24 protein-coding genes are annotated in these 23125 nt (G+C 71.0%); 7 read left to right on the top strand and 17 right to left on the bottom strand.

Going from position 1 to position 23125, the window contains the following annotated elements; translation table 11 throughout:
* Positions 1 to 18 precede the first annotated feature (18 nt).
* Positions 19 to 273, bottom strand: a complete 255-nt coding sequence (locus J2Y42_RS06040) for a DUF3072 domain-containing protein (protein ID WP_089879895.1) — start codon at positions 271 to 273, stop codon at positions 19 to 21.
* 170 nt (positions 274 to 443) lie between these two features.
* On the opposite strand from J2Y42_RS06040, the gene J2Y42_RS06035 reads away from it, so the two are divergent.
* Complete coding sequence (locus J2Y42_RS06035) at positions 444 to 1991, top strand: hypothetical protein (RefSeq protein ID WP_309855881.1); 1548 nt, start codon at positions 444 to 446, stop codon at positions 1989 to 1991.
* Positions 1992 to 2006: 15 nt separating this feature from the next.
* Here the strand turns inward: J2Y42_RS06035 and J2Y42_RS06030 are convergent, their stop codons facing one another.
* Genes J2Y42_RS06030 through J2Y42_RS06020 form a run of 3 tightly spaced genes read right to left on the bottom strand, consistent with a single transcriptional unit; the run spans position 2007 to position 3882 of the window.
* Positions 2007 to 2537 carry a hypothetical protein gene (locus J2Y42_RS06030; RefSeq protein ID WP_309855880.1) on the bottom strand — a complete coding sequence of 177 codons (531 nt, stop codon included), beginning with the start codon at positions 2535 to 2537 and terminating at the stop codon, positions 2007 to 2009.
* Between the two features lie 31 nt (positions 2538 to 2568).
* On the bottom strand, positions 2569 to 2844 hold the full coding sequence (locus J2Y42_RS06025; RefSeq protein WP_309855878.1) for a hypothetical protein: 276 nt from the start codon (positions 2842 to 2844) through the stop codon (positions 2569 to 2571).
* A gap of 39 nt (positions 2845 to 2883) precedes the next feature.
* Complete coding sequence (locus tag J2Y42_RS06020; RefSeq protein WP_309855876.1) at positions 2884 to 3882, bottom strand: EamA family transporter; 999 nt, start codon at positions 3880 to 3882, stop codon at positions 2884 to 2886.
* 69 nt (positions 3883 to 3951) lie between these two features.
* Here J2Y42_RS06020 and J2Y42_RS06015 point away from each other — a divergent pair, with 69 nt between their 5' ends.
* On the top strand, positions 3952 to 4506 hold the full coding sequence (locus J2Y42_RS06015; RefSeq protein WP_309855874.1) for a CGNR zinc finger domain-containing protein: 555 nt from the start codon (positions 3952 to 3954) through the stop codon (positions 4504 to 4506).
* Positions 4507 to 5270: 764 nt separating this feature from the next.
* On the opposite strand, the gene J2Y42_RS06010 is transcribed toward J2Y42_RS06015, so the two are convergent.
* The gene (locus J2Y42_RS06010) at positions 5271 to 6590 is read right to left on the bottom strand and encodes an NtaA/DmoA family FMN-dependent monooxygenase (protein WP_309855872.1); all 1320 of its coding nucleotides are present in this window, start codon (positions 6588 to 6590) and stop codon (positions 5271 to 5273) included.
* A gap of 6 nt (positions 6591 to 6596) precedes the next feature.
* On the bottom strand, positions 6597 to 8000 hold the full coding sequence (locus J2Y42_RS06005) for an O-acetylhomoserine aminocarboxypropyltransferase/cysteine synthase family protein (protein ID WP_309855870.1): 1404 nt from the start codon (positions 7998 to 8000) through the stop codon (positions 6597 to 6599).
* 149 nt (positions 8001 to 8149) lie between these two features.
* Here J2Y42_RS06005 and J2Y42_RS06000 point away from each other — a divergent pair, with 149 nt between their 5' ends.
* Complete coding sequence (locus J2Y42_RS06000; RefSeq protein ID WP_309858050.1) at positions 8150 to 10042, top strand: FAD-binding monooxygenase; 1893 nt, start codon at positions 8150 to 8152, stop codon at positions 10040 to 10042.
* Here the strand turns inward: J2Y42_RS06000 and J2Y42_RS05995 are convergent.
* The gene (locus tag J2Y42_RS05995; RefSeq protein ID WP_309855868.1) at positions 10039 to 10611 is read right to left on the bottom strand and encodes a hypothetical protein; all 573 of its coding nucleotides are present in this window, start codon (positions 10609 to 10611) and stop codon (positions 10039 to 10041) included. The genes J2Y42_RS06000 and J2Y42_RS05995 overlap by 4 nt on opposite strands.
* On the bottom strand, positions 10604 to 11803 hold the full coding sequence (locus J2Y42_RS05990) for a glutathionylspermidine synthase family protein (protein ID WP_309855866.1): 1200 nt from the start codon (positions 11801 to 11803) through the stop codon (positions 10604 to 10606). Before J2Y42_RS05990 ends, J2Y42_RS05995 begins: the two co-directional genes overlap by 8 nt.
* 85 nt (positions 11804 to 11888) lie before the next feature.
* Here J2Y42_RS05990 and J2Y42_RS05985 point away from each other — a divergent pair, with 85 nt between their 5' ends.
* Positions 11889 to 12791 (top strand): MBL fold metallo-hydrolase, encoded by a 903-nt coding sequence (locus J2Y42_RS05985; protein ID WP_309855864.1) that lies wholly within the window; start codon positions 11889 to 11891, stop codon positions 12789 to 12791.
* A 104-nt stretch (positions 12792 to 12895) separates the two neighbouring features.
* Here the strand turns inward: J2Y42_RS05985 and J2Y42_RS05980 are convergent, their stop codons facing one another.
* Together J2Y42_RS05980 and J2Y42_RS05975 are read right to left on the bottom strand one after the other, a co-directional pair.
* Positions 12896 to 13630, bottom strand: a complete 735-nt coding sequence (locus J2Y42_RS05980; protein ID WP_309855862.1) for a helix-turn-helix domain-containing protein — start codon at positions 13628 to 13630, stop codon at positions 12896 to 12898.
* A 19-nt stretch (positions 13631 to 13649) separates the two neighbouring features.
* Complete coding sequence (locus tag J2Y42_RS05975) at positions 13650 to 14843, bottom strand: alpha/beta fold hydrolase (RefSeq protein ID WP_309855860.1); 1194 nt, start codon at positions 14841 to 14843, stop codon at positions 13650 to 13652.
* A 108-nt stretch (positions 14844 to 14951) separates the two neighbouring features.
* On the opposite strand from J2Y42_RS05975, the gene J2Y42_RS05970 reads away from it, so the two are divergent.
* Entirely contained in the window at positions 14952 to 15512 is a 561-nt protein-coding gene (locus J2Y42_RS05970; RefSeq protein WP_309855858.1) for an ATP-dependent Clp protease proteolytic subunit, read from the top strand.
* Between the two features lie 22 nt (positions 15513 to 15534).
* Here the strand turns inward: J2Y42_RS05970 and J2Y42_RS05965 are convergent, their stop codons facing one another.
* Positions 15535 to 16008, bottom strand: a complete 474-nt coding sequence (locus J2Y42_RS05965; RefSeq protein ID WP_309855857.1) for a hypothetical protein — start codon at positions 16006 to 16008, stop codon at positions 15535 to 15537.
* A 225-nt stretch (positions 16009 to 16233) separates the two neighbouring features.
* Here J2Y42_RS05965 and J2Y42_RS05960 point away from each other — a divergent pair, with 225 nt between their 5' ends.
* Together J2Y42_RS05960 and J2Y42_RS05955 are read left to right on the top strand one after the other, a co-directional pair.
* Positions 16234 to 17259, top strand: coding sequence for a glycoside hydrolase family 6 protein (locus J2Y42_RS05960; protein ID WP_309855854.1), 1026 nt, complete (start codon positions 16234 to 16236; stop codon positions 17257 to 17259).
* A gap of 2 nt (positions 17260 to 17261) precedes the next feature.
* Entirely contained in the window at positions 17262 to 17708 is a 447-nt protein-coding gene (locus tag J2Y42_RS05955) for a hypothetical protein (RefSeq protein ID WP_309855852.1), read from the top strand.
* A gap of 20 nt (positions 17709 to 17728) precedes the next feature.
* Here the strand turns inward: J2Y42_RS05955 and J2Y42_RS05950 are convergent, their stop codons facing one another.
* The 6 genes from J2Y42_RS05950 to J2Y42_RS05925 form a co-directional block, all read right to left on the bottom strand.
* Entirely contained in the window at positions 17729 to 18607 is an 879-nt protein-coding gene (locus J2Y42_RS05950; protein WP_309855850.1) for an alpha/beta hydrolase, read from the bottom strand.
* 47 nt (positions 18608 to 18654) lie between these two features.
* Positions 18655 to 19284: an HAD-IA family hydrolase gene (locus J2Y42_RS05945; protein WP_309855848.1), complete on the bottom strand. Its 630-nt coding sequence runs from the start codon at positions 19282 to 19284 to the stop codon at positions 18655 to 18657.
* Positions 19285 to 19416: 132 nt separating this feature from the next.
* On the bottom strand, positions 19417 to 20547 hold the full coding sequence (locus J2Y42_RS05940; RefSeq protein ID WP_309855846.1) for an FAD-binding oxidoreductase: 1131 nt from the start codon (positions 20545 to 20547) through the stop codon (positions 19417 to 19419).
* A gap of 5 nt (positions 20548 to 20552) precedes the next feature.
* Entirely contained in the window at positions 20553 to 21557 is a 1005-nt protein-coding gene (locus J2Y42_RS05935) for a Gfo/Idh/MocA family oxidoreductase (protein ID WP_309855844.1), read from the bottom strand.
* Positions 21554 to 22324 (bottom strand): amino acid ABC transporter ATP-binding protein, encoded by a 771-nt coding sequence (locus J2Y42_RS05930; protein WP_309855842.1) that lies wholly within the window; start codon positions 22322 to 22324, stop codon positions 21554 to 21556. The genes J2Y42_RS05935 and J2Y42_RS05930 overlap by 4 nt, the downstream gene beginning before the upstream one ends.
* Positions 22321 to 23109, bottom strand: coding sequence for an amino acid ABC transporter permease (locus J2Y42_RS05925; protein ID WP_309855840.1), 789 nt, complete (start codon positions 23107 to 23109; stop codon positions 22321 to 22323). Before J2Y42_RS05925 ends, J2Y42_RS05930 begins: the two co-directional genes overlap by 4 nt.
* Positions 23110 to 23125: the final 16 nt, after the last annotated feature.

The raw sequence follows: 23125 nt of genomic DNA, 5'->3' as shown, positions 1-23125 counted from the left end.
TGCGTCAACCGGATCGCGTCAGGACTGCCCGCGCCCGGTCTTCTGCTGAAGCCGGTCGATGTGCTCCGACGCCTGCGCCTTCGTGAGGTCGGCGGGGAGCTCCTCGCCGGCCTCGCGGGCGAGCGTGTCGAGGTAGCTGCGCTGGGACGCGGTCATGGGCTCATCGCCGGTGACCCACTCCGACGGGTCCTTGCTCGCAGGGTTGCTGTCGTCGCCGCGGGCGCCGAGCACATCGTCGCCGGAGCCGTTCGTGGTGCCGCTGGTGTCGCTCATGCCGCAGACAGTACGCCGCCGCACCGACATCGTCAGGGGGATGCCGCAGAGCGACATGCATTGAGAGGTTCATAGACCCGACCCGCCGGGCCACACGTCAGAAGGGGGTATACCGCTTCGTCTTCATCAGTAGCACCGCCGAGCACAACGCCCGGCTGATGGGAGACGACATGAGAAGAATTCGCAGGCTGACCGCCCAGCTGGCTGTGGCCGCGGTGGCCATTGCGCTGATCCCCGGCACGACGGGCGCCGAACCGGCCTGGGCGGGTCCGGAGACGAGTCGCGTGACAGCTGAACTCAGCAGGATGCTGGATACCGGGACGGTCGACACCAGCGGGAAGGCCCTTGCCGCGCTGAGCGCGCCCGAACTCCTGGACCTCGGCCGGCAGAAGTTCGCCGCCCTGGTCGAGAAAGGCGGGGACTTCTCCGACCTCGCCGGGGCCGGCGCGAAGGACGGCAACGTGTTCACCGCCCTTCCCGCCACACGGGCCGAACTGAACGAGTTCGCCCACACCGCCAAGTTCCGCGACCTCAAGGGTCTCGAGGCTCTCGACGGCGTCGAGGCGCTGCGGTGGATCTTCGACGTCACGGGCGCCTTCGATTCCGATCTCTCGAAGCTCCAGAAGGCCGAGATCTTCGCCGGACAGGTTCCCGTGCTCGCAGAAGCCCTCGGGCTGGCGAACGCCATCACAAGCGGCGACGACATCGACATCGCCCAGAACGTGGTCGCCCTGCTCGCCAACTCGGCCGGCTTCGTGGTGTCCTTCGCCAGCCCGGTCGTCGCGATCGTGATCGTGCTGATCGGCGCCCTGATCGGCGCGTTCATCGCCGCGTTCCGGGACACCTCGCCGATTCAGCTCGACTACATGAAGGACATCCGCGACAATCGGTTCCAGGAGTGGTTGCCGGACCATATCGACAAGCTCACCACATCCATGTCCGCAGCCGCAGGAGACATGTTCGCCGCGTGGCAGGCGACCGAGGTGTTCAACCTGGGACTCGTGGATGCAGCGGTCGACCGGGCGGCGCTCGCGGCCGAGGTCGCCGACCCCCGGTCCGGTGCAGATGTCGTGGCCAAGGCGGCGACGCAGAAGTGGCACGCCCACGCGGCGCTCCAGGCCAAGCTCGCAGCGGACCGCGAGGCGTTCATCGCGCAGAGCACGGACGGGTTCGCCGCCGCCATCACGAAGGCGATCGCCGATCCCGAGATGGTCACGAAGATCACGGATCAGGTGTTCCCTCTGTCCTCCGCCACGATCGGGTCCGTGGTCTACGGAACCTCCTCGCAGGACGGTCGTCTGGGCAGCGACAGCAACTGGGCGACTCTGTTCCCCGAGGGGGACGACGCGACCTGGCCCTGGGCGAACACCGAGGGATCGACCGGCGGCTGGGACATGTTCGCCGCCGATGCCGCAGCCGTTGAATCCAACCGGTTCCCCTTCCTCCCGCGCGAGCAGCCGTACTGCTATGTCAGCGGTCGGAACGGCGCGTTCTACGCCGGTCAATCCGTCGATTGGCTGAATGAGAACTGCTACGCGACCCTCACCCGGATGGCGGACCGGTATCGATCGATCGTGGAGGACCTGCGTGGCACGCGTCTTCCCACGGTCGACCAGGACCAGCTGAAGAGGCTGTTCACGCAGCACCTGAACGATCCCGAGATCCAGAAGGATCTCACCGTCATGACGCTGCCGATCGCCAGCATCCCCGGCAGTTGACGATCCCGCCCCGGTTCAGCGGCGCAGCACGCTGGGCCGGGGCAGGCCGAGCTCCTCGAGCAGGTCGCCGAGCATCCGGTCGAGTTCGAAGCCCGCCTGGGTGATCTTGTTGTTGCCGAAGCTCGCCAGCCGACTGCTCGGCTGGTCGACACTCAGCACTGTTCCGCCGCTGCGCGCAGCGTGCAGCTCGACCCGGATCGGCGTGTACAGGAGTGTTCCGGGGTCGTGCCGGAACATCCGCGCCGCTGTGGCGTAGTCGCCGATGAGATACACGGCGCTCGGGATGTCGGCGCCGCCCACGCGCATCACCGGCGTCGGGTGATCGGTCCAGAACCTCACGAACCGATGGATGCCGGGCCCTGCCGTCTCGCGGGTGAGCCGGCGCCAGTCCGCGTCGTCCGCGAGCAGGTCGCGCAGCTGCCCGACATCGAGCGGGGGCACCTCCGCTTCGAAGGCGCGGCGGAGGGTTCCGAAGGCGACTGCGGCCTCCAGTTCGATGCGGGTGACCGGGACGGGGATGATGCGCTCGGTCGCGGGGAGGGCCATCACCCCATTCTCGCCGCTGCCGTGCGGGTGCTCAGCCCCGGCCGGTCACGCCGCGCTTCGGAGGAACCTGCGGCAGGTCGTCCGAGGACCCGTCCTCGCCCAGCCGGGCGACGTACTCCCGTTCCCGCTCCAGCGTGTCCGTCTCGGGCACTCCGAACCGCGACGGGTCGGGGCGGTCGGCATCCTGCTCAACCGTCAGCAGGCCATCCGGGTCGCGCGGGTCGCGCACGCCGGTCAGGCGTACGTCGATCGTCGATTTGTCCTCGTCGTGCCCACGTCGGTCCTCATCGCGGCTCGTCGCATCCATGTGTCCACCATCGGCGCGTGCGGGAGCCGCGGCAAGGGGTCAGCGCGGTTTGCTCTCCGGCAGCGAGGCGCCGAGCGACGCGGGCTCCTCCGGCGAGCCCGCGTGGTCGGGTGCGACGCCGTCTGCCGGATCGGAGCGATCGGCGCGCACCAGCGCGATCCCGCCGAGGATGAGCAGCCCGCCCAGCAGTTGGAGCAGGCCGAGCTGCTCCCCCAGCAGCAGCCACGCGTACAAGGTCGCCGCCACCACCTCCAGCAGACCGGTGAACGACGCCAGCCGCGACCCCAGCAGCTCCGTCGCGGTGATGCTCGCGGCGTAGGCGACCGCCGTGGCGAACACGCCGACCACGGCGAGCGGCACCCACCACGCCACCGACTGGCCGAACAGCGGCACCTCGGCGAAGCTCACCGTGACCGGCAGAACGCCCGTCGCCCCCACGGCGGCGAGGGCGATCGCGCCGATCAGGAGCCCGCCGGAGGCCAGGGCGACGGGCGGAAGGCCGTCGCTCGGTCTCGCCGCGATCACATAGAACGCCGCGCACCCGCCCATGGCGAGCACCGCCAGCAGAAGGCCGAGCGGGTCGAGAGCGCCCGCGCCACCGGGCGATACGACCAGCACGAGCCCACCGACCGCCACGACCGACCCGGCCAGGACGACGAGGCGCGGCGCGCGCCGGGTGCGCATCCACACGACGACGACCAGCAGGACGGGCGCGAGGTACTCGACGAGGATGGCCGAGCTCACCGGGATGCGCTGGATGGCCGCGAAGTACAGCACCTGGGTTCCGGCGACGCCGACGAGCGCCATCCCGAGCAGCCGCCAGCGGCCCCGCCAGACTGTAGCCCAGCGACCCCGGACGGCGATCAGCGCGAACGGCAGCAGCACGATCCCGCCGATGAGGGCGCGTGCGGTGACGGCGGCGACGGGCGACCAGCCGCTCTCGAGCAGCGGCTTGATGAACGCGCCCGACATCCCGAACGTCGCCGCAGAGAGCACGGCGATGAGCAGGCCGAGCGAAGTCGGATGCCGATGCGTCATAGGGTCACCTGTCAGGGTCGTCAGCGATGATGGTCCTGACGTTACGCGCGTCGAGAGTAAGGAGTCAACTTGCATTTTGCCCCTGACACGGAGGACGCCCTGGAATTCGCCGTGGTCCTCGGCAACACGGTTCCGGACGCCTCGCGGAGCGGCGAGGACGAACTCGCGACCCCGGAGCAGTTGGTAGCCCTGATGACCGAGAGCCGCTACTCGGGCCGCGTCGACGGCGACGAGGCGGAGCTGTGGGCCGTCCACGAGACGCGAGACCGCATCCGCCGCACGTGGACTCTCGACCGCGACGAGGCGGCCGTCGAGGTCAACGCCATGCTGGCTGAAGCGCACGCCCTGCCGTACCTGATGCGCCACGACGGGTTCGACTGGCACCTGCATGCCACGGCTCAGGATGCGCCGCTGGCCGAGCGCATCCGCGTCGAGATCGCGCTGGCCCTGGTGGATGTGATCCGGTCCGACGAGACCGGCCGCCTGCGCGTGTGCGCCGCCGACGACTGCACGGGCCTCCTGCTCGACCTCTCCCGCAACGGCTCCAAGCGCTTCTGCAGCGTGCGCTGCGGTAACCGGATGAACATGGTCGCCTTCCGCGCGCGCAAAGAGCAGGACGTCTAGCCGCCCGGCCCCGTCCGCTCGCGTCGGAGATCCGCTCCCTCCCGCCGGAGATCCGCCTCCTCCGGTCGGAGATCCCGCGCCTCCGCGCGCGATTCTCCCGCCCCACCGCGGTCAGTCGGAGATTCGGGCAGTTTCGTCCGACGCAAGCCACCGACCGTAGCCGAGCGCCCCCGGAGGCGGCTCAGCGCGACACCCGCGGAGATCCGCTCCCTCCCGCCGGGGATGCGGCCTCCCCAGTCGGAGATTCGGCCTCCCCTGTCGGAGATTCCGCACACCGGAGCGCGAATCTCCCGTCCCGCCGCGGTCAGTCGGAGATTCGGGCACTTTTCTCCGACGCAAGCCACCGACCGTAGCCGCGGCCTCCCGAAGCAGCCCAGCCAAACACCGGCGGAGATCCGCTCCCTCCCGCCGGAGATGCGGTCCCCGGTCGGAGATTCGGCCTCCCCTGTCGGAGATTCGGCCTCCCCGGTCGGCGATTCCGCGCCTCCGCGCGCGAATCTCCCGCCCCACCGCGGCCAGTCGGAGATTCGGGAAGCTTCGTCCGACGCAAGCCACCGACCGTAGCCTCAGACCTCCGGAGGCGGCTGAGCGCGACACCGCGCAGATCCGCTCCTGCGGTCGGAGATTCGGCCTCCCCGGTCGGCGATTCGGAGCGTTCGCGCGCGAATCTCCTGCGCCGCCGCGGTCGGTCGGAGATTCGGGCACTTTTCTCCTACGCAAGCCGCTGCCCGCTCAGAAGTCGGTCCGTTCAGAAGTCGGCCCGCTCAGAAGTCGGACAGGTTGCCCCGGATGCCGCCGTCGCCGAACTCCCGCCGCAGGATCCCGCGGCGGCGCAGCACGGGGACGAGCTCGTCCAGGTTGCGGTGCAGCGTCACCGGGTGCAGGTCGCCCGAGAAGATGAAGCCGTCGTTCGACGCCTCCTCCCCCAGTTCTTCGATGAAGTCGGCGATCTGCTCGGCCGTTCCGACGAATCCTTCGCGGTCCGCGATGCGTCCCTTGACGACCTTCGGTGCGACCAGGTCGCGCAGCGTGACGCCATCGCGGATGCCCTGCTTGCCGAACAGTCCCTTGATGCTGCCCTGCGAGACGTGGTCGCCGAACACCGAGACGTCGAACGGCTCGTCGAGCGACAGCTGCGTCAGGTCGGTCTCGAGGTCGCTCGACTGACCGGCGAGTTCCCGGTACAGCTCGGCGTCGCTGGGATGCTTCGACGCCTCGACGACCCGCCGCGCCTCCTCGTCGCTCGGCACGACCTCCGGCTTGAAGACGAACAGCACCTTGATCGAGTCGGGGTCGCGGCCGGCGGTTACGGCCGCCTCGCGCACCTTGGCCCGGTAGTCGCGGATGCTCTGGGCGTCCAGCGGGGCGAGGGCGAGCTGCACGTCGGAGTGCGTCCCTGCGAACGCGATGCCGCGCGGCGAGCCGCCGGGCGAGACGATCGCCGGGTCGCCGTCGGTGAACGGCACGGCGTTGAGCGGGCCGGCCACCCGGAAGTACTCGCCCTCATGCTCGAACGGCCGGATCTTCGAGCCGTCGGCGAAGTGGCGCGTCGCGGCGTCCTCGATGAGCGCGTCGTCATCCCAGCTGTGCCACAGCCGCCGGATGACGGTCAGCCACTCCTCCGCGCGGTCATAGGCCGCGTCATGCGAGAGCGCCGGGAGGCCGAGGTGCCGCGCGCTGCCGACGTCGGTGACCACGTTGACCCCGAGCCGGTGACCACTCAGGTGGTGCAGGCTCGCGAACTGGCGGGCGGCGACGTAAGGCGGGTAGGCGCCGGCGTTGATCGTGGGAGCGACACCCAGGTGCTCGGTCGCATCCAGCAGGTACGGCGAGAGGATCAGCGGGTCGTGCTTCGGCCCGCCGTACGCCTCGCGCACCCGCAGGTCGACGGTCTCCGGGAAGCCGATCGACAGGGCGTCCTCGATGATGACCAGATCGAGTCCGGCCTGCTCGAGTTCGCGCGCGGACTGCTGGTAGAGATCCGGCCGCGTCCACCGGTAGTCCCACTCCCAGTACGGGCGGCCCCATCCCTGGGGCCCGAAGCCGCGGCTGAAGAACCAGCCGAAGTGCTGCAGTCGTGCCATGCTCGCCTACCTCCCCGCCACGGCGCTCAGCGGCGCCGACGTCAGCTCTGCGGTCGCGACGACAGCCGCATCTTCGACAGCCGCACCCTCGACCACCGCATCCGCGACAGCCGCATCCTCGACCACCACGTCCGCCGCGGCGACCGCGGCGATCCCTCGCGCGAGGTCCGCGATCAGGTCGTCCGCGTCCTCCAGCCCAATGGATAGGCGCAGCAGCCCCGGGCCGATCCCGATCCCGTCGCGCACCTTCCGCGGCAGATGCGCGTGCGTGGTCGACGCCGGATGGAGGATGAGCGACCGCACGTCGCCGATGTGCGTCATCCGGCTGAACAGCTCGACGGCGTCGTAGAACCGTTCGGCCGCTGCCGCACCGCCCGCGAGCGTGAAGCCGAGCACCGCCCCCTGACCGCGCGGCAGGTACCGCTGGGCGAGGGGATGCGACGGGTGCGACGGCAGGCCCGCATACTCCACGCCAATGACCTCGGGCTGCGCTTCGAGCCAGCGGGCGACGGCGAGCGCGGTGTCCGACTGCCGCTGCACGCGGAGCGAGAGCGTCTCGATGCCCTGCTGGATGAGGAAGGCGTTCAGCGGGGACAGCACCGGCCCGAACAGCGACGCGATGACGGATCGGGTGAACGCCGTGTAGGCGGCCGCGCCGTGCGTGGCCACGTAGCTCGCGCCATCCAGCCAGTCGTCCGGTCCGGTCAGATGCGCGAACGGCGAGGTCGCCCAGTCGTAGCTGCCCTGATCGACGACGAGGCCGCCCAGCGTGGAGCCGTGGCCGCCGAGGTACTTGCTGGCGGAGTGCACCACGATGTCCGCACCGTGGTCGCCCGGCCGCAGCAGGTACGGGGTGGCGAGGGTGTTGTCGACGATGAAGGGGATGCCGTTCTCGTGCGCGACGGCCGCGACGCCGGCGATGTCGAGGATCTCGGTGCCGGGGTTCGCGATCGACTCCCCGAAGAGCACCCGCGTGGTGGGCCGGATGCGGCGCCGCCATTCCGCGAGGTCGGTCGGGTCGTCGACGAACTCGATCTCGACACCGAGTCTGCGCAGGCCGTTCTCGAACAGCCCGCGGGTGCCCGAGTAGACGCTCTGAGCCGAGAGGATGTGGTCGCCGGCCTGCACGAGCCCGAGCACGGCGACCGTCAGCGCGGCCTGGCCGCTGCCGACCGCGATCGCCTCGCGGCCGTGCTCAAGGGCGGCGACGCGGCGCTCGAGGGCGGCGGTCGTCGGGTTGCCGGAGCGGCTGTAGGTGTATCCGGGCTCGTCGCCGCCGAAGCGGCCTTCCGCCTGCGCGAAGCTGTCGAACTCGAATCCCGCGGTGAGGTAGATGGGCGTGACCCGGGCGCCGTGGGCGGCATCGCGGGCCTCTCCCGCGTGCACCTGGGCTGTGCTGAACTCCGACATCCCCCTATGGTGCGGCACCGCCTCAGCCCGGAGGCCTTCTGTTGCACAAAGCTACGCGGTGCAGGCATTTCGGGATGAGGTACTCTGGTCGCGCGATATGCGAACGGTGCGTTCGCATAATGAACGACTTACGACGAAGTGAGGTTCTCGTGCAGTTCCACCACCACGGCTACGTCTCCGGCGACCCGCGCATCCACGAGCCGGCCGGCACCGGAATCGAGCGGCCGGCCGAGTTGCCGGATGAGATGGACGTCCTCATCGTGGGCACCGGCCCCGCCGGGATGATCGCCGCAGCCCAGCTCTCCCAGTTCCCGAATGTCACGACCCGGATCGTGGAGCGCCGCCCGGGCCGCCTCGCCATCGGGCAGGCCGACGGCATCCAGGCCCGGAGCGTGGAGACGTTCCAGGCGTTCGGCTTCGCCGAGCGGATCATCGCCGAGGCCTACCGCATCACCGAGATGGCGTTCTGGAAGCCGGACCCGGCCGACCCCTCCCGCATCATCCGCACCGCGCGCCCGGTCGACGACCCCACCGGCGTCAGCGAGTTCCCCCACCTGATCGTCAACCAGGCCCGCGTGCTCGACTACTTCGCCGAGGTGATGGCGAACTCGCCGGCCCGGATGACACCCGACTACGGCTACGAGTTCGTGCGGCTCGAGGTCGGCGAGGGCGAGCATCCCGTCGCCGTCACCCTGCGCCGGACGGCCGGAGCGGATGAGGGCGCCGAGCGCGTGGTCCACGCGAAGTACGTCGTCGGCGCGGACGGCGCCCGCAGCAAGGTCCGCGAGGCGATCGGCTGCCACCTCGCCGGCGACCAGGCGAACCATGCCTGGGGAGTGATGGATGCGCTGGCCGTCACCGACTTCCCGGACATCCGCACCAAGTGCTCGATCCAGTCGGAGGCGGGCAACATCCTGCTCATCCCGCGCGAAGGCGGCTACCTGTTCCGCATGTACGTCGACCTCGGCGAGGTCTCCCCGGAGGACAAGGGGGCGATCCGGGCCACCTCCATCGAGCAGATCATCGAGCAGGCGAACCGCATCCTGCATCCGTACACGCTGGATGTGCGCAACGTCGCCTGGCACAGCGTGTACGAGGTCGGACACCGGCTCACCGACCGCTTCGACGACGTGCTGCCGGAGGAGCTCGGGATGCGCACCCCGCGCGTCTTCATCACCGGCGACGCCTGCCACACGCACAGCGCGAAGGCCGGCCAGGGCATGAACGTCTCGATGCAGGACGGCTTCAACATCGGCTGGAAGCTCGGGCACGTGCTCGACGGCCGCAGCCCCGAGAGCCTGCTCGCCACCTACTCGGCCGAGCGGCAGGTGGTCGCGAAGGACCTCATCGACTTCGACAAGCAGTGGTCGACCCTGATGGCGAAGAAGCCGGAGGAGTTCGAGAGCCCGTCGGAGCTGGAGGACTTCTACGTGCGCACCGCCGAGTTCCCCGCCGGTTTCATGACCCAGTACGCGCCGTCGCTGATCGTCGGAGGGCAGGGCCACCAGGAGCTCGCGACCGGCTTCCCCGTCGGCAAGCGCTTCAAGTCGGCGCCAGTGGAGCGGGTGTGCGACGGCAACCTCGTGCACCTGGGCCACCACGCGCGCGCGGACGGCCGGTGGCGCATCTACGTCTTCGCCGACGCCACCCGGCCCGGGGAGCCCTCGGCGGTCGCCGACCTCGCCGGCTGGCTGTCGTCGTCGCCCGAGTCGCCGCTCGCCGCGACGCCGGCGGGCGCCGACCCGGACGCCTGGTTCGACGTCAAGGTGATCTACCAGCAGGACCACACGGCGGTCGACCTCGGCACGGTTCCCGAGCTCTTCCTCCCGCGCGTCGGACCATTCGGCCTCATCGACTACGAGAAGGTGTACGCCGCCCACCCGGACGACGACATCTTCGCGGTCCGCGGGATCGACCGTGGCGGCGCGATCGTCGTCGTGCGGCCCGACCAGTACGTGTCCGCGGTGCTGCCATTGACGGCCACCGACGAGCTGGCCGCGTTCTTCCGGCCGATTCTGCTCAGCCGGGAGCTGGCCGGCTAGCCGCCGACGCTGCCGCCCTCGCGGGCGCCGCCGATCCCCGACTTCCCGGAACTGCCGAACCCGCCCTTGAGCGGTGCGCGGTCTCCGGCCGCCGCCCCAGCGGGTGCACGCTGCACGACGTCCGGCTGCAGGTTCGCGCTGGTCCACGAGAAGCCGCCGTTGCGGACGGGCGACCAGGCGGCGACGCGGTTGCTGTTCCACACCGAGGAGCCCCACAGGATCGGTCCGATCCACGGAGAGTGGTAATGCCCGGGGTATGCGTCGGCGGACTCGCAGAGCGAGGCGGGGTCGTCATCCACCTCGGTGCCCTCCGCCCGGAGTGCGGCCAGCTGCTCGGTGACGTCGGCGATGCAGTCCTCGCGGCTGCGGTACTCGGGTCGACGGGCGTCGTCGGGCAGCACGTACTTCGTCCCGTCGGCGGCGACGCGGACGGTGCCCTCATCGTCGGGCGCGCATCCTGCGAGCAGGAGGGTCGCGGCGGCCAGGGTCGTCACACCGAAGGCGACGCGTGGGAGGGTGCGGTGTGCCGCGGCGATGCCGGTGAGGGCGATGGGACGTTGGCTACGCACGGTCCTCCTCGATGAAGTGCGGGACGAACTCGGCCAGGTCGCCGGTGATCGGGCCGCTGGTCTCGCGCAGGTCGATCCCGGCGGGGCTGTCGCCGACGACCCACGAGCCGATGACGGCGGTCTTGCCGGGGATGGGCGCGAAGTCCGCCCGCCTCTGGAACACGAATCCCTCGTCGCCGTACGGGCCGTCATGCTCCGCAACGACGGCGGCCTCGGCGTCGAGCACCGTGACGTTGGCGCCCTCGCGGCCGAGGCGGGGTTTGCGGACGACCGGCTCCCCGGAGAGCGCGGCCGGCTCCGCGAACGCCGGCAGCAGGTTCGCGTGGCCGGGGAACAGCTCCCACAGCACGACGAGCAGCTGCTTGTTGCTCAGCAGCAGCTTCCACGCCGGTTCGACCCAGCGGGTGGTCTCGCGGCTCTGCAGCAGGAAGCCGCCGAACTGCTCGTTCACCATCCACTCCCACGGGTACAGCTTGAAGATATGGCGGACATGCTCGCCGTCGGCGTCGAGGAAGCGGGCCGTGTCGACATCCCACTGCAGGTCCTCGACGAAGACGAGCTTGGGATCGAAGCCGGCGGCCGCGGCCGTCTCGGCCATGTAGGCGACCGTCTCGAAATCCTCCACGATGAGGGCGCCGTCCCCCGCGTCGTGCAGGGAGGCCAGGTGCAGCCGGGAGCCCTCCGGCAGGCCCCAGCGCTCACGACGGATGTGCTCCCACTGCTCGATGAGCTGCTCGTGCAGCGAGTTGAACTGGTCGGAGCCCTCCCCGCGCACCTCGGTCAGCCACTGCCACTGCGCCACCGCCGACTCGACCAGCGACGTCGGGGTGTCGGCGTTGAACTCCAGCAGCTTCACCGTGCCCGCGCCGTCGTACGCGAGGTCGAAGCGGCCGTAGACGGTCGGATCGTCTGCATCCCACGAGTCGGCGACCAGATCGTGGAACCGCGACGGGATCCCGAACTCGGCGAACCGGCGCTGGCGGACGACGTGCTCGACGGCATCCATGCAGCGATCGAAGAGTTCCTGCGTCGCCGCCTCGAGCAGTTCGACCTCCGCCATGGTGAACGCGTAGGCGGCGGTCTCGTTCCAGTAGGGCCGGCCGCCCTCGGACGGCAGGTCGTAGAACGTGAACCCGATCTCGTCCAGTCGCGACCGCCAGTCGGCTCGGGGCGTCGAATCCACACGCCGCATGTCCCGCCCCTCCCCGCCGGTGTTGTCGAACACCACAGCGTAACCGAACGGGGCGTCGGGACGGCGGCGGTCTAGCCTGACGGTCGTGGACCGCTTCGAGACCATCGCCGAGGGCGTGCATGCCGTGCGCGTCCCGATGCCCGGCGGCGGGCTGCCGTACAGCCTCGCGTACCTCATCGAGGACGATGACGGACGCCTTCACGTCATCGACCCCGGCTCTCCGACGGACGACGCGACCCGTACCCTGCTGGACGCGGTGGATGTGCTGGGGTGCACCCCACGCGACATCGCCTCGATCGTCACGCACCTCCACGCCGACCACGCGGGAGGCGCCGCGGCGGTGCGTGCAGCGAGCGGCGGCGCCCTGCTGATGCACGCGCGCGAGGCCGAGGCCGCCGCGACGCTCGCCCGCGGGGTCCCGGCGCCGGACCTGGACGCGTGGGGCGTCCCGGCCGACCGTCGTCCGGAACTGCTGGCGGCCGTCGCCTCCCCCGTGGCCGCGGGACTGCCCGCGCCGGACGCCGTGCTCGCCGACGGGGACCTTCTCGACATCCCGGGCCGTCGCGTCCGCGTGCTGTGGACGCCTGGGCACACTCCCGGCCATCTGTGCCTCCACGACGAGGATGCCGGGCTCGTCTTCGCCGGGGATCACGTGCTGCCGACCGTCAACTCGGGTCTCGGCCTCGGCGGCCCGACCGCCGCGAACCCGATCGCCGACTACCTCGCCGGCCTCGGCCGCGTCGGCGAACTGGACGGGCTCGCCCTGCCCGGGCACGAGCATCCCTTCACCGAGCTGGCGGAACGCACGGCCGCCCTGCGAGAGCACCACCTGCGCCGTTCCCGTGAGGTCGCGGCGCATCCCGATGGCACCGTCTGGGAGATCGCGCGCGACCTCACCTGGACCGGCGGCTGGGACTCCCTCTCGGGCTTCACCCTGCTCTCCGCCCTCTCGCAGACCGCCCAGCACCGCGACTTCGTCGCCCCCTGACCCCTCTCTCTCGGCGTTCCCCCACCGTCGAGTCCGCACAAATTGCACACGAAACGCGGTGCGAGCGTGCAAAGTTTGCGGACTCGACGGTGGGTGGGAGGGGGTCAGCGGAGGTCGGACTCGATGGCGGCGGCGGCGGTGCGCAGGCGCGCGCCGATCGCGGCGGCGTCCACGTCGTTCGCGACGTAGACGACGGCGAGCGCCGCCACCGGTTGCCCGGGCGCGACGACCGGCACGGCGATCGACGCGAGCCCGGCGATCACCTCATCGTGACTGGTCGCATATCCCCGGCGCTGCGCGAGCGCGGCGTCGTCGCGGGGATGCTCTCCCGGCAGCGCCCGCCACTGCGCCTCGGTCAGGGCGGATTGGATGGCGATCCCCGGCGCACCCGACGCGAGCGGATGCCGCGTGCCCGGGCGCTGGGCGACTGTGGCGTGCGCGTGCGACGGCTCGACGGTCACCAGCGTGACCACGTCGTGGCGGTCGAGCACCGCGAGGAAGGCCGTCATCGTGAGCTCGTTGGCGACGGCGGTCAGCTGCGGGAGGGCCGCCGACTGCAGGTCGCGCGACACCGACCGTGCCAGGGTCGCCATCCGCGGCCCGAGCTCGACCGCACCGGCCGCGTCGCGCACGACCAGCCCGTGCTCCTCGAGCGTGCGGAGGATGCGGTACGTAATCGAGCGGTGCAGCCCCAGCCGCGACGCGATCACCGGGATGCTGAGCGGCTCCCCCGCGTCGGCGAGCAGTTCGAGCATCCGGATGCCGCGAGACAGCGTCTGCAGCGGCGGGGTCTGCGCGGTCGTCTCGGCAGAGGGCTGCGCGGCATCGGCGGAAGGCATGTGTTCGATTATAGAAACGTCAGCCGCCCGATCCGTCGAGGCGATCGAAGAACCGCAGTACCGCCGGCAGTGCCTTGTCCGCCACGGTGCCGTGCGTCGCTCCCGGAATGGGGTCGTAGACGACATCCGTGCCGCGCTGCTTCTGCTCATCCACGAAGGCCGCCGTCGCCGACGGCCGCACCAGCTTGTCGCTGAGCCCTTGCGCCACGAGCAGCGGAACCGGGATGGCGGAATCGCCAGGCGTGTTGGCCGCGAGCAGGGCCGCCCAGGGCTCCGTCGCATCCGGATCCCCCGTCAGGAACCGGCCGACGAGGGGTTGCGCGACGTCGTGCAGGGCATTGTTCTGGGTGAGCAGGCAGAATCCATTCATGGTCGGCAGGGCGGCGATCGCAGCGGGCGTGAGGATGGAGTCGAGCGGCGCCCCGTAGACCTCCGAGTAAGCATCGAACGCGTACGATGCGATGCTGACCCCCGAAACGTCGCTGATGTCGGCGCGCATGAGGGACGCCAGGTCCGTCGCGGGGGCGGCGACGGCGACCGCGCGCACGTCGAGCTCCGGTGCGTACTCGGTCCACAATTGGGCCGCGAAGAGCGCCACCTGCCCGCCCTGGGAGTGCCCCCAGAGCAGGACGCGCTCGCTCGCGGCGGACCCGAGGAAGTCGCGCGCGGCACGGGCCGCGTCGAGGACGTTCCGTCCTTCGGTGTCGCCGACGAGGTACGAGTTCGGTCCGGCGACCCCCATCCCCGTGTAGTCGGTGGCCACCACTGCGTAGCCCTGGTCGAGCAGCGCCTTCAGCCCTTCGATCCAGACGTACGGGTCGACGGAGCGGGACGGCGCGCACTTCTCGTCGCTCCCGGTCGTCGGATGCGCCCACGACACGATGGTCCGGCCACCGTCGGGTGCAGGTCCGTCCGGCTCCAGCAGCATCCCGCTGTTCAGGACGGGGTTGCCGGAGAGGTCCGTCGAGCGGAAGAGGATGCGCCATGCGGTCGCACCGAACGGCCCGCCCGCCGCCAGTTCGGAGCGTACGATCTCGCCCGGCTTCCCCGCGGCGGCGGGCGGGTCGTCGTAGAAGGCCCCGGTGTACGGCCGCGCGGCGAGGTCCTCTTCGCCGCGCACCTCCTGGGAGCACCCGGCGAGGACGGCGGCCGTCAGCACGGCGACGAGCGCACCGGCCGCACCGGAATGCCCCCTGATCCCCCGCCTCCGCACCCCACCATGCTGGCACGGCGGCGGGCCCTCCGGCTCGGTCTGCCCTGCGCAGATTCGCGACGGGCAGAAGCCGCAGACACAGGCGGGCGCCGCTCCCACACTGGGCTCATGGACACCGACAAGACCTCTCCCGTGCAACGGCTGCTCGACGAGCGCATCGTCTTCCTCGGCAGCGAGGTGACCGACGAGGTCGCCAACGACATCTGCGCCCAGCTGCTCCTGCTGGACTCGATCGCGCCCGACCGCGACATCTTCCTCTACATCAACTCCCCGGGCGGGTCGGTCACCGCCGGGTTCGCGATCTTCGACACCATGAACTTCGTGAAGGCCGACGTTGCCACGCTCGCGCTCGGCTTCGCCGCCTCCATGGGCCAGTTCCTGCTGTCGTCGGGGAAGCGCGGCAAGCGCTACGCCCTGCCCAACTCCTCCGTGGTCATGCATCAGCCGCACGGCGGCTTCGGCGGCACCTCGGCCGACATCCAGACGCAGGCGAAGCAGATCCTGCACTTCAAGCGGCGGATGGCCGAGCTCACCAGCGAGCAGACGGGTCGTCCGGTGGAGCAGATCATCGAGGACGGCGACCGCGACCGCTGGTTCACCGCCGACGAGGCCCGCGACTACGGCTTCGTGGATGAGGTGGTCGGCTCGACGACAGCGCTGAAGCCTTAGCCGCCCTCCAGCCGCGGAGCCGTCAGGCCGAGACGGGCTGCCGGGTGTTCACCACATCCACCCGCGCGTCGATGAACGAGTGCACGCTCTCGTGGATGTGGTACTGGGTGTGCGAGAGGCGCGCGTCCCTGCTGCGCAGCAGCGCGCGTGCGGCCGCCCGACGCGCCCGGAGACGCCCGAGCGAGATCGCGAACGCAAGCAGCACGGCCAGGGCGAGAGCAGCGCCCGCGCCGTCGACGGCGGCCTGCCACCCGGGGGCGGTCACGGCGAGGGCGACCGCCCAGGCCGCGCCGATCACCACGAGGCCCGCGCCGGCCGTCCCCAGCGTGACGCGGGCGAGCCGCAGCGGATGCGTCGCGAGCAGCGCCCGCGCCTCCGCGTTCTCGCGCTCGTGCTGACGACGGCGTTCCTTCGCCCAGTGCAGGTCGCGCTCGTGACGGCGGGCCAGCAGCTGGGCCCGGTCGTGGGCATGGTTATAGGGCAGGGTGGTGTGCACGATACGTCCTTTGCGCGTTCGGGTTCTCCCGCGGACCGGTTTCGGGTCGGCTCCCGCGGGGCTCAAGACAGTAACTCGGGTGTGACATCCGCGAGCATAGCCAGAAAGACCGGTCTGTGGGTCGTTTGGAGGACACGATCCTGTACCCCAATCCGGGCGACACGGATGCGGTCCACCCGGCGCTGTTAGGGTGTGGACTTCCGGGAGTGCGCGGGAGGGGAGCGGATGCGGAGACCGGTCGTCGCAGCAGTCGTGGGGGCGCTCGCCCTCATCGCGGTCGCCGCGGCCGTGGGAGTCGGCCTGAAGGCCGCAACACCGGCCCCGGCAGCGAGCACTCACTCCAGCCCACCGCCGACCACCGACCGCCAGGCGCCGGCGTTCGCGTCGCCACGGCTGTACCTCGATCCGAACACCGAGGCAGCGGCGGCGCAGAAACGCCTGCTCGGCCTCGGAGACACCGCCGGTGCGGCCGTCGCCGATGAGATCGCCGCAGTGCCGACTGCGGTCTGGCTCGGCGAGTGGTTCCAGGGTGACCGCCTGGTGACAGAGCTCAGCAAGGACATCGCCGAGGCGCGCGAGCAGAAGGCCACCCCGGTCTTCGTCGCCTACGGCATCCCGAATCGCGACTGCGGCGGCTACTCGAAAGGCGGTCTCGCCGCCGACCAGTACCTGCCGTGGATCCGCACCATGGCATCCACTCTGCGGGGCAGCGGCGCGGTCGTCCTGCTGGAGCCTGACTCGCTCGCCATGCTGTCGTCCGAGAAGTGCGCGGGGTCGGCGGAGGTCCGTCTTCCGCTGCTGCGCTCGTCGGTGAGCATCCTCGAGGGGGCGGGCGTCGCCACCTACCTCGACGGCGGGAACGCCCGCTGGCTGTCGCCGGACGACCAGGCCGCGTGGCTGAAGCGCGCGAACATCGAGGAGGCGCACGGCTTCTTCACCAATGTCTCGAACTTCGACACGACGCAGCGCGAACGCGACTACGCGGGCCGCCTCTCGTCGAAGGTCGGCTGGAAGCACTACGTGATCGACGTCTCCCGCAACGGCAACGGCTGGACGGGCACCTGGTGCAATCCGCCGGGCGCCGCTCTCGGGCAGGACCCGAAGGTGACGGAAGGAAGCGACGGCAAGCTGGATGCGCTGCTCTGGGTGAAGCATCCCGGCGTCAGCGACGGCAGTTGCAACGGCGGTCCGGCCGCGGGCGTCTGGTGGCAGGCCGGAGCGGAAGCGCTCGTGAACGGCCGCGACAAGTGACCGTGAGCGCCTGCGAGCAGCTCGCTGCTGCCTGCGACCGCCTCGCTGCGCGGACTCCGGCGCTGTCGCCGGGGCGGTTCCTTCGCGACCTCGGCCACGAGGTCGCGGGGGTCCGGCGCGGTCCGTTCTGGTTCCTCGACGCCGGGCGCGGCGGCTCCAACCGCATCCGAGGCCGCGGCTTCCGCCGGCACGTGGACGACGGGACGGAGGGCCAGGCGCGCCACTTCGCCGGGATCGTCTCGGTCGCCGCCCGCGTGGGGTCGGGTCCGGCCCGCTGGCTGTCCATCCACGTCGGACGGGATGCGCCCGACACCGCCGACGGCCGCCTCACCGATCTCGCGCTCGACTTCGTGCGGTCCGTCCGCTCGGGCGAACTGCCGCTGAGCGACACCGGCGGCTGGGTGCGGGCGCGGCTCTGCGCGGGCGCCGCATCCTTCCAGCGCTCCTAGCCCCTCGACCTGAGCCGCCGCTACTCCGTCGGCGGCAGGTGTCGCCCGCGGTGGATCTCGTACAGGCTCGCGTGCCCGGGCGAATCGGGGTCGTCGACGATCGGCTGGTCGGCCATGAAGAGCCGGATGATGTGAGCCAGCTCGCCGGGATGGCTGAAGTTGATCGCGTGCGCCGCTCCCTCGATCCGCACCACCAGCACGTGGTTGTCCGTCGCCGACGCGATCTCCTGCACCCGCTCGGGGCCGGGCAGCAGTGGGTCGCGGTCGCCGATCACCACGAGCGTCGGGATGCGCAGCTCCAACAGCCGCTCCAGCGACGGGTACGAGGTGAGGGCGCTGAACATCTTGAAGGTGCTCGGAACCCCGAAGCGGAGGTAGTCCGGCGTCGCCACCCGCATCATCCGGGGCGGCTCACGCCCTCCGTCGCGGGTCAGCTGGCCGATGGCCCGACGCAGCGGCCGGTTGTACACGCCTCCCGCCGGCGAGACGAGGATGGCACGCTCGATACGTTCGGGATAGTGGTGCGCGAACTCGAGGATGACCGGGCAGCCCATCGAGTTGCCGACGAGCGTGACCTTCTCGATGCCCCGGTCGTCGAGGAAGCGCGCGGCGTCACGCGCGAGATCGGGGATGTCGAGACCCTCCGGCACCTTGCCGCTCCGGCCGAACCCCGGGAGGTCGGGGACGAGGGTGTGGAACTCGTTCGCGAGACGCTCGGCGGTCGGCAGCAGGTACCGGCCGGACAGCCCGAAGCCGTGCACGTGCATCATCGCCGGGGCGTTCGGCGGGTTCGGAGACTCGCGGTAGAACACGTCGACCCCGTCGACGACGGTCCACCGTTCGGAGAGGCTCGACGCCGGTCGGCGCGGGACACGCCGCGGCACGCTCTTGGTGCTCATGGCGCGATCCTGCTCGCCTCAGGCGCCCTCGCGCAATGCAGTACCTGTCAGCGCAGCGCTGCCCGGAATCCGGCGTAGTCGGTGAGCCGGTCGAGGCCCGCGGTGACCGCCGATTCGTGCGATCCGACGACGACGACCTGTGCGCCGGACGCCACGGCCGCGGCGATCCCGGCCTCCGCGTCCTCGAACACGACGCAGTCGCCGATCGGCACGCCGAGCTGCTCGGCCGCGCGGAGGTAACCCTCGGGATCCGGCTTGCCGCGGCTGACGTCCTCCGCGGCGACGAGCACGTCGGGCACGGGGACCCCGGCGGCGCGGAGCCGGCCGACGGCCAGCTCGCGGGGTGCACTGGTCACCACGGCGACCGGCGCTCCGTCGGCCACGAGGCGACGGAGCAGAGCGACCGCACCCGGGATCTCGACGATGCCGTCGGTGCGGGTGACCTCCTCCGCGACGAGCGCGCCGACCAGCTCGGCCCGCTCCTCGTCGGTCAGTGCGGGGAGGAAGTGCGCGACGGTGTCGACCGCCTGCCGTCCGTGGGCGTACGCGAGGAGCGCGGTCGCATCCAGCCCGTACCGGTCGGCGAAGGCCGTCCAGACGGATTCGACCACCGCCGTCGAGTCGACGAGCGTCCCATCCATGTCGAACAGGAAGCCGGCCGCCGAGATCTCATCCACGCTCCGAGCTTAGGAGACGGCAGGGGACGCGGCCCCCGGCCAAACGAGAAGGGCGACGAGAAGGGCGACGAAGGGGGGCGGAGGGGGCCCATCCCACGGTGCCGCCGGAGCGGCGGGCCCCCTCCGCGACGTTCACACCAGGGCGGCCGAGAAGCGCGCCGGGCGGAACGTGTCGAGGAGCGGCGACTTCTCGCCGGTCAGGATCTCGCGGGCGAGGATTTCGCCCGCGATCAGCCCGAGCGTTGCGCCGCTGTGGGTGAAGGCCACGAAGTAGCCGTCGATCTGCTCCAGCTCGCCGAGCACGGGCTCGCCGTCGCCGGGGATGGGCTTGCCGCCGATGCCAAAGCCGTCCAGCTCCAGCGTCGGGTGACCGGCGAGCACGCGCGACGCCTCCTCCAGCAGGCGGTCGACGATGCCGTCCGGCACGGTCACGGAGCCGTCGTCGCCGACGATCAGCGCCTCCTCCGACCAGGCCGAGTCGAGCGCCAGCGCACCGGTCGGGGTCGGCCGGACCGCGACGTTGGGCGTGTTCAGCACGGCCGTCAACTCGGTCTGGACGGGCTTCGTCCAGACGAGGAGCGCCTCCGGGCTGCCGTCCTCGATCGTCACGCCGTGCTCGGCCACCTGCGCGGGCACGCCCGGGCCGGTCGCGAGCAGCACGGCGTCCGCGTCGAAGCGACGGCCGTCCGGCGTGACGGCGCCGACCGCCCGGCCGTCCTCCACCACGACCTCGACGTGTCCGGCGTTGGTGATCAGCGTTCCGCCGCGCGACGTGAATTCCGCCGCGAGGTACGCGATAAGCGACGGCAGGTCGACCCAGCCCTCGCCCGGGTTGAAGATGGCGCCCTCGGAGGCGATGGCCGCCGGGTCGACCCCGGGGGCCCACTCGGCGATGTCGTCGGCGCTGAGCCACTGGGCGTCGTAGCCGATGGAGCGCTCGTGCTGCAGGATGTGCGCGAACGACTCCCCCTCCGGCGCCCAGGTCAGCCCGCCGTCGAAGCGCAGGAATTCCGCGACGTCGGCGCGGGCCGCGAGCGTGCGGTAGCGGTCGATGCCGAGCTGGCGCAGGGCGTGGTACTCCGGCGAGCGCAGGCCGGCCGTGTTCAGCCAGGAGAGCGAGCGTCCGCTGGCGCCGCTGGCGAGCTCCGCCTCGGTCAGCAGCGTCACCTCGGCGCCGGAGCGGACCAGCTGGGTCGCCGTCGAGACACCGAGGATGCCGCCGCCGATGACGACGACGCGGGTGCGGATGGATGGTGCGGTCATGGTGCTCACTTTCGGTTCAGCGTGTGGATGGTGTCGATCAGTTCGAGGGCCGCCAGGCTCTCCCGCGGGTCCACCGGAAGCGGTGTACCGTTTTGGAGCGCCGAGGCGAGCCCGCGGTAGAAGGCGGCGTAGTCGCCGGGCACGAGCGGGATCTCATCCGGGTGCGCGTCCGTGCCGAGACGCCCCGGCGCGGGCGCCTGCCCGAGCCGCGGGTTGCCGGGGAGGGTGCCGCTGGCGAGCTGCGACTCCTGCGGGTCGAGGCCCCAGGAGACGAAGCCGGAGCGCGAGCCGAGCACGCGGAACCGCGGCCCGGCGATGGGCGCGACGGCGCTCATCCAGAGGTGGCTGGTGGTGCCGGCATCATGCTCGAGCACGACGAACACGTCGTCGTCGGCGCCCGCCTCGCGGCGGTTGCGCAGCTCGGCGTGCGTCACCCGGGCCGGGCCGAACAGCAGCAGGGCCTGGTCGATGAGGTGGGCGCCGAGGTCGAAGAGGATGCCGCCGCCCTCCTGCGCGGAGGTGGTCGACTTCCACGACTCGTCGGCCGCGGGCTTCCACCACTCGAACCGCGACTCGAAGCGGCGGACGTCGCCCAGCGCCCCGTCGCCGACGAGACGCCGCAGGGTGAGGAAGTCGCCGTCCCACCGGCGGTTCTGGAAGACGGTGAACGGAACGCCCGCCCCTTCGGCGCGCTCGATCAGGGCCCGGCCGGCGGCCGTGTCCGGCGCGAACGGCTTGTCGACGACCACGGCTAGCCCCGCGTCGATGGCGGCCGTCGCGTGGGCGACGTGCAGCGGGGTCGGCGAGGCGACGACCACCAGGTCGAGCCCGGGATGCGCGAGCAGCGCATCCACGTCCGGCACCGCTGTCGCGCCCGGATGGTCGGCGGCCAGCCGGTCCGTCTGCGACGTGACGACCGCCGCGAGCTCGAAGGCGGGGTCCGCCGCGAGGAACGGCGCGTGGAAGACCCGGCCGGCGACGCCGTAGCCGATCAGGCCGACGCGGATCACAGCACCTCCGAGAGGAAGCGCTGCAGGCGCGGGCTCTGCGGCCGGTCGAACAAGTCGTCCGGTCGTCCCGCCTCCACGACCCGGCCCTCGTCCATGAACACGACCTGGTCGGCGACCTTGCGGGCGAAGTTCATCTCGTGGGTGACGACGACCATCGTCATGCCCCGGCGGCCCAGGTCGGCCATCAGGTTCAGCACGCCCTTCACGAGCTCCGGGTCGAGCGCGCTGGTGACCTCGTCGAACAGCATGACCTCCGGCTCCATGGCGAGCGCGCGGGCGATGGCGACGCGCTGCTGCTGGCCGCCGGAGAGGTCGCGCGGCCGGTGGTCCATCCGCTCGCCGAGTCCGACCTCGACGAGGCGCTCCTCGGCGATCCGCTGCGCCTCCGCCTTCGGCATCCGCTTCACCGACCGCAGCGCCAGCATCACGTTCTGCAGGGCGGTGTGGTCCGGGAACAGGTTGAAGTGCTGGAATACCAGGCCGATGCGGCGGCGAAGCACATCCGGCTTCGTCCCGAGGATGCTCTCGCCGTCGAGGCGCACATCCCCGCTCTTCGGCTCGTGCAGCCGGTTGATGCCGCGGAGCATCGTCGACTTGCCCGACCCGGAAGGGCCGATGACGCAGGTGGTGGTGCCGGGTGCGACGGAGATGCTGACGCCGCGGAGCACGTCGATATCGCCGTAGGCCATCGTCAGGTCGACGAGGTCGAGCGCGGAGCCGCGGAAGTCCGGCGTCTGCTGCGCGGGAAGCGGAGAGGTGTAGGTCATGTGTTGCTCCCGAGGGTGAGGGGTGCCGGCGGCTGGACCTCGTCCAGCTCGTCCAGTCCGCTCTTCGGCGGGGCCGGCTTGCGTCGTCCGGTGCGGAACCGGTTGTCGAAGTAGTTGACGAGGTGCGTCAGCGGCACCGTGATCACGAGGTAGAACAGTCCGGCGAGCACGAGCGGTGACAGGTTGCCGGTCAGCACCGCGGCGTCCTGGCCGACGCGGAACAGCTCCCGCTCGCCCACCAGCAGCCCGAGGAAGTACACGAGGCTCGAGTCCTTCACGATGGCGATGAACTGGTTGACGAGGGCGGGGAGCACCCGGCGGATGCCCTGCGGCACGACCACGAGGGCCATGGCCTTCGCGTAGCTGAGGCCGAGCGCCCGGCAGGCTTCGAGTTGCCCGCGGTCGACGCTCTGGATGCCGGCGCGGAAGATCTCGCCGATGTACGCGGCCGCGATCAACGACAGCGCCAGGATGCCGAGCGGGTACGGGGACGGCCCGAAGATCGACTGCGAGAACCGGGCGAAGCCCTGGCCGATGAGCAGGATGGTGAGGATCGCCGGAAGCCCGCGGAACACGTCCGTGTAGATGCGGGCGGGGATGCGGAGCCAGCGCGAGGTGGAGATCCCCATGACGGCGACCACCATGCCGAGCACGACGCCGATGACGGTCGCCGCGATCGAGATGATCAGCGTGTTGACGAGTCCGACTCCGAGGAGCTGCGGGAAGACCTGCAGCATCGACGGGATGTCGAAGAAGGTGTGCGTGATGGTGGTCAGCCAGTCCATGGGGATCTCCCTGAGC

This window comes from Leifsonia sp. 1010, from assembly GCF_031455295.1.
GTDB lineage: Bacteria > Actinomycetota > Actinomycetes > Actinomycetales > Microbacteriaceae > Leifsonia.
Note: the sequence above shows the minus strand (reverse complement) of the source record. Positions and strands in the feature narration are given on the sequence as shown.

Excerpts from the sequence above, each read along its gene's own strand:
- J2Y42_RS06010 (WP_309855872.1), bottom strand. The coding sequence starts at position 6,590 with ATGGCACGACTGCAGCACTTCGGCTGGTTCTTCAGCCGCGGCTTCGGG.
- J2Y42_RS06030 (WP_309855880.1), bottom strand. The coding sequence starts at position 2,537 with ATGGCCCTCCCCGCGACCGAGCGCATCATCCCCGTCCCGGTCACCCGC.
- J2Y42_RS05990 (WP_309855866.1), bottom strand. The coding sequence starts at position 11,803 with ATGCGGCGTGTGGATTCGACGCCCCGAGCCGACTGGCGGTCGCGACTG.
- J2Y42_RS05970 (WP_309855858.1), top strand. The coding sequence starts at position 14,952 with ATGGACACCGACAAGACCTCTCCCGTGCAACGGCTGCTCGACGAGCGC.
- J2Y42_RS05930 (WP_309855842.1), bottom strand. The coding sequence starts at position 22,324 with ATGACCTACACCTCTCCGCTTCCCGCGCAGCAGACGCCGGACTTCCGC.
- J2Y42_RS05925 (WP_309855840.1), bottom strand. The coding sequence starts at position 23,109 with ATGGACTGGCTGACCACCATCACGCACACCTTCTTCGACATCCCGTCG.
- J2Y42_RS06005 (WP_309855870.1), bottom strand. The coding sequence starts at position 8,000 with ATGTCGGAGTTCAGCACAGCCCAGGTGCACGCGGGAGAGGCCCGCGAT.
- J2Y42_RS06035 (WP_309855881.1), top strand. The coding sequence starts at position 444 with ATGAGAAGAATTCGCAGGCTGACCGCCCAGCTGGCTGTGGCCGCGGTG.
- J2Y42_RS06025 (WP_309855878.1), bottom strand. The coding sequence starts at position 2,844 with ATGGATGCGACGAGCCGCGATGAGGACCGACGTGGGCACGACGAGGAC.
- J2Y42_RS05960 (WP_309855854.1), top strand. The coding sequence starts at position 16,234 with ATGCGGAGACCGGTCGTCGCAGCAGTCGTGGGGGCGCTCGCCCTCATC.
- J2Y42_RS05950 (WP_309855850.1), bottom strand. The coding sequence starts at position 18,607 with ATGAGCACCAAGAGCGTGCCGCGGCGTGTCCCGCGCCGACCGGCGTCG.
- J2Y42_RS05940 (WP_309855846.1), bottom strand. The coding sequence starts at position 20,547 with ATGACCGCACCATCCATCCGCACCCGCGTCGTCGTCATCGGCGGCGGC.
- J2Y42_RS05980 (WP_309855862.1), bottom strand. The coding sequence starts at position 13,630 with ATGCCTTCCGCCGATGCCGCGCAGCCCTCTGCCGAGACGACCGCGCAG.
- J2Y42_RS06020 (WP_309855876.1), bottom strand. The coding sequence starts at position 3,882 with ATGACGCATCGGCATCCGACTTCGCTCGGCCTGCTCATCGCCGTGCTC.
- J2Y42_RS06040 (WP_089879895.1), bottom strand. The coding sequence starts at position 273 with ATGAGCGACACCAGCGGCACCACGAACGGCTCCGGCGACGATGTGCTC.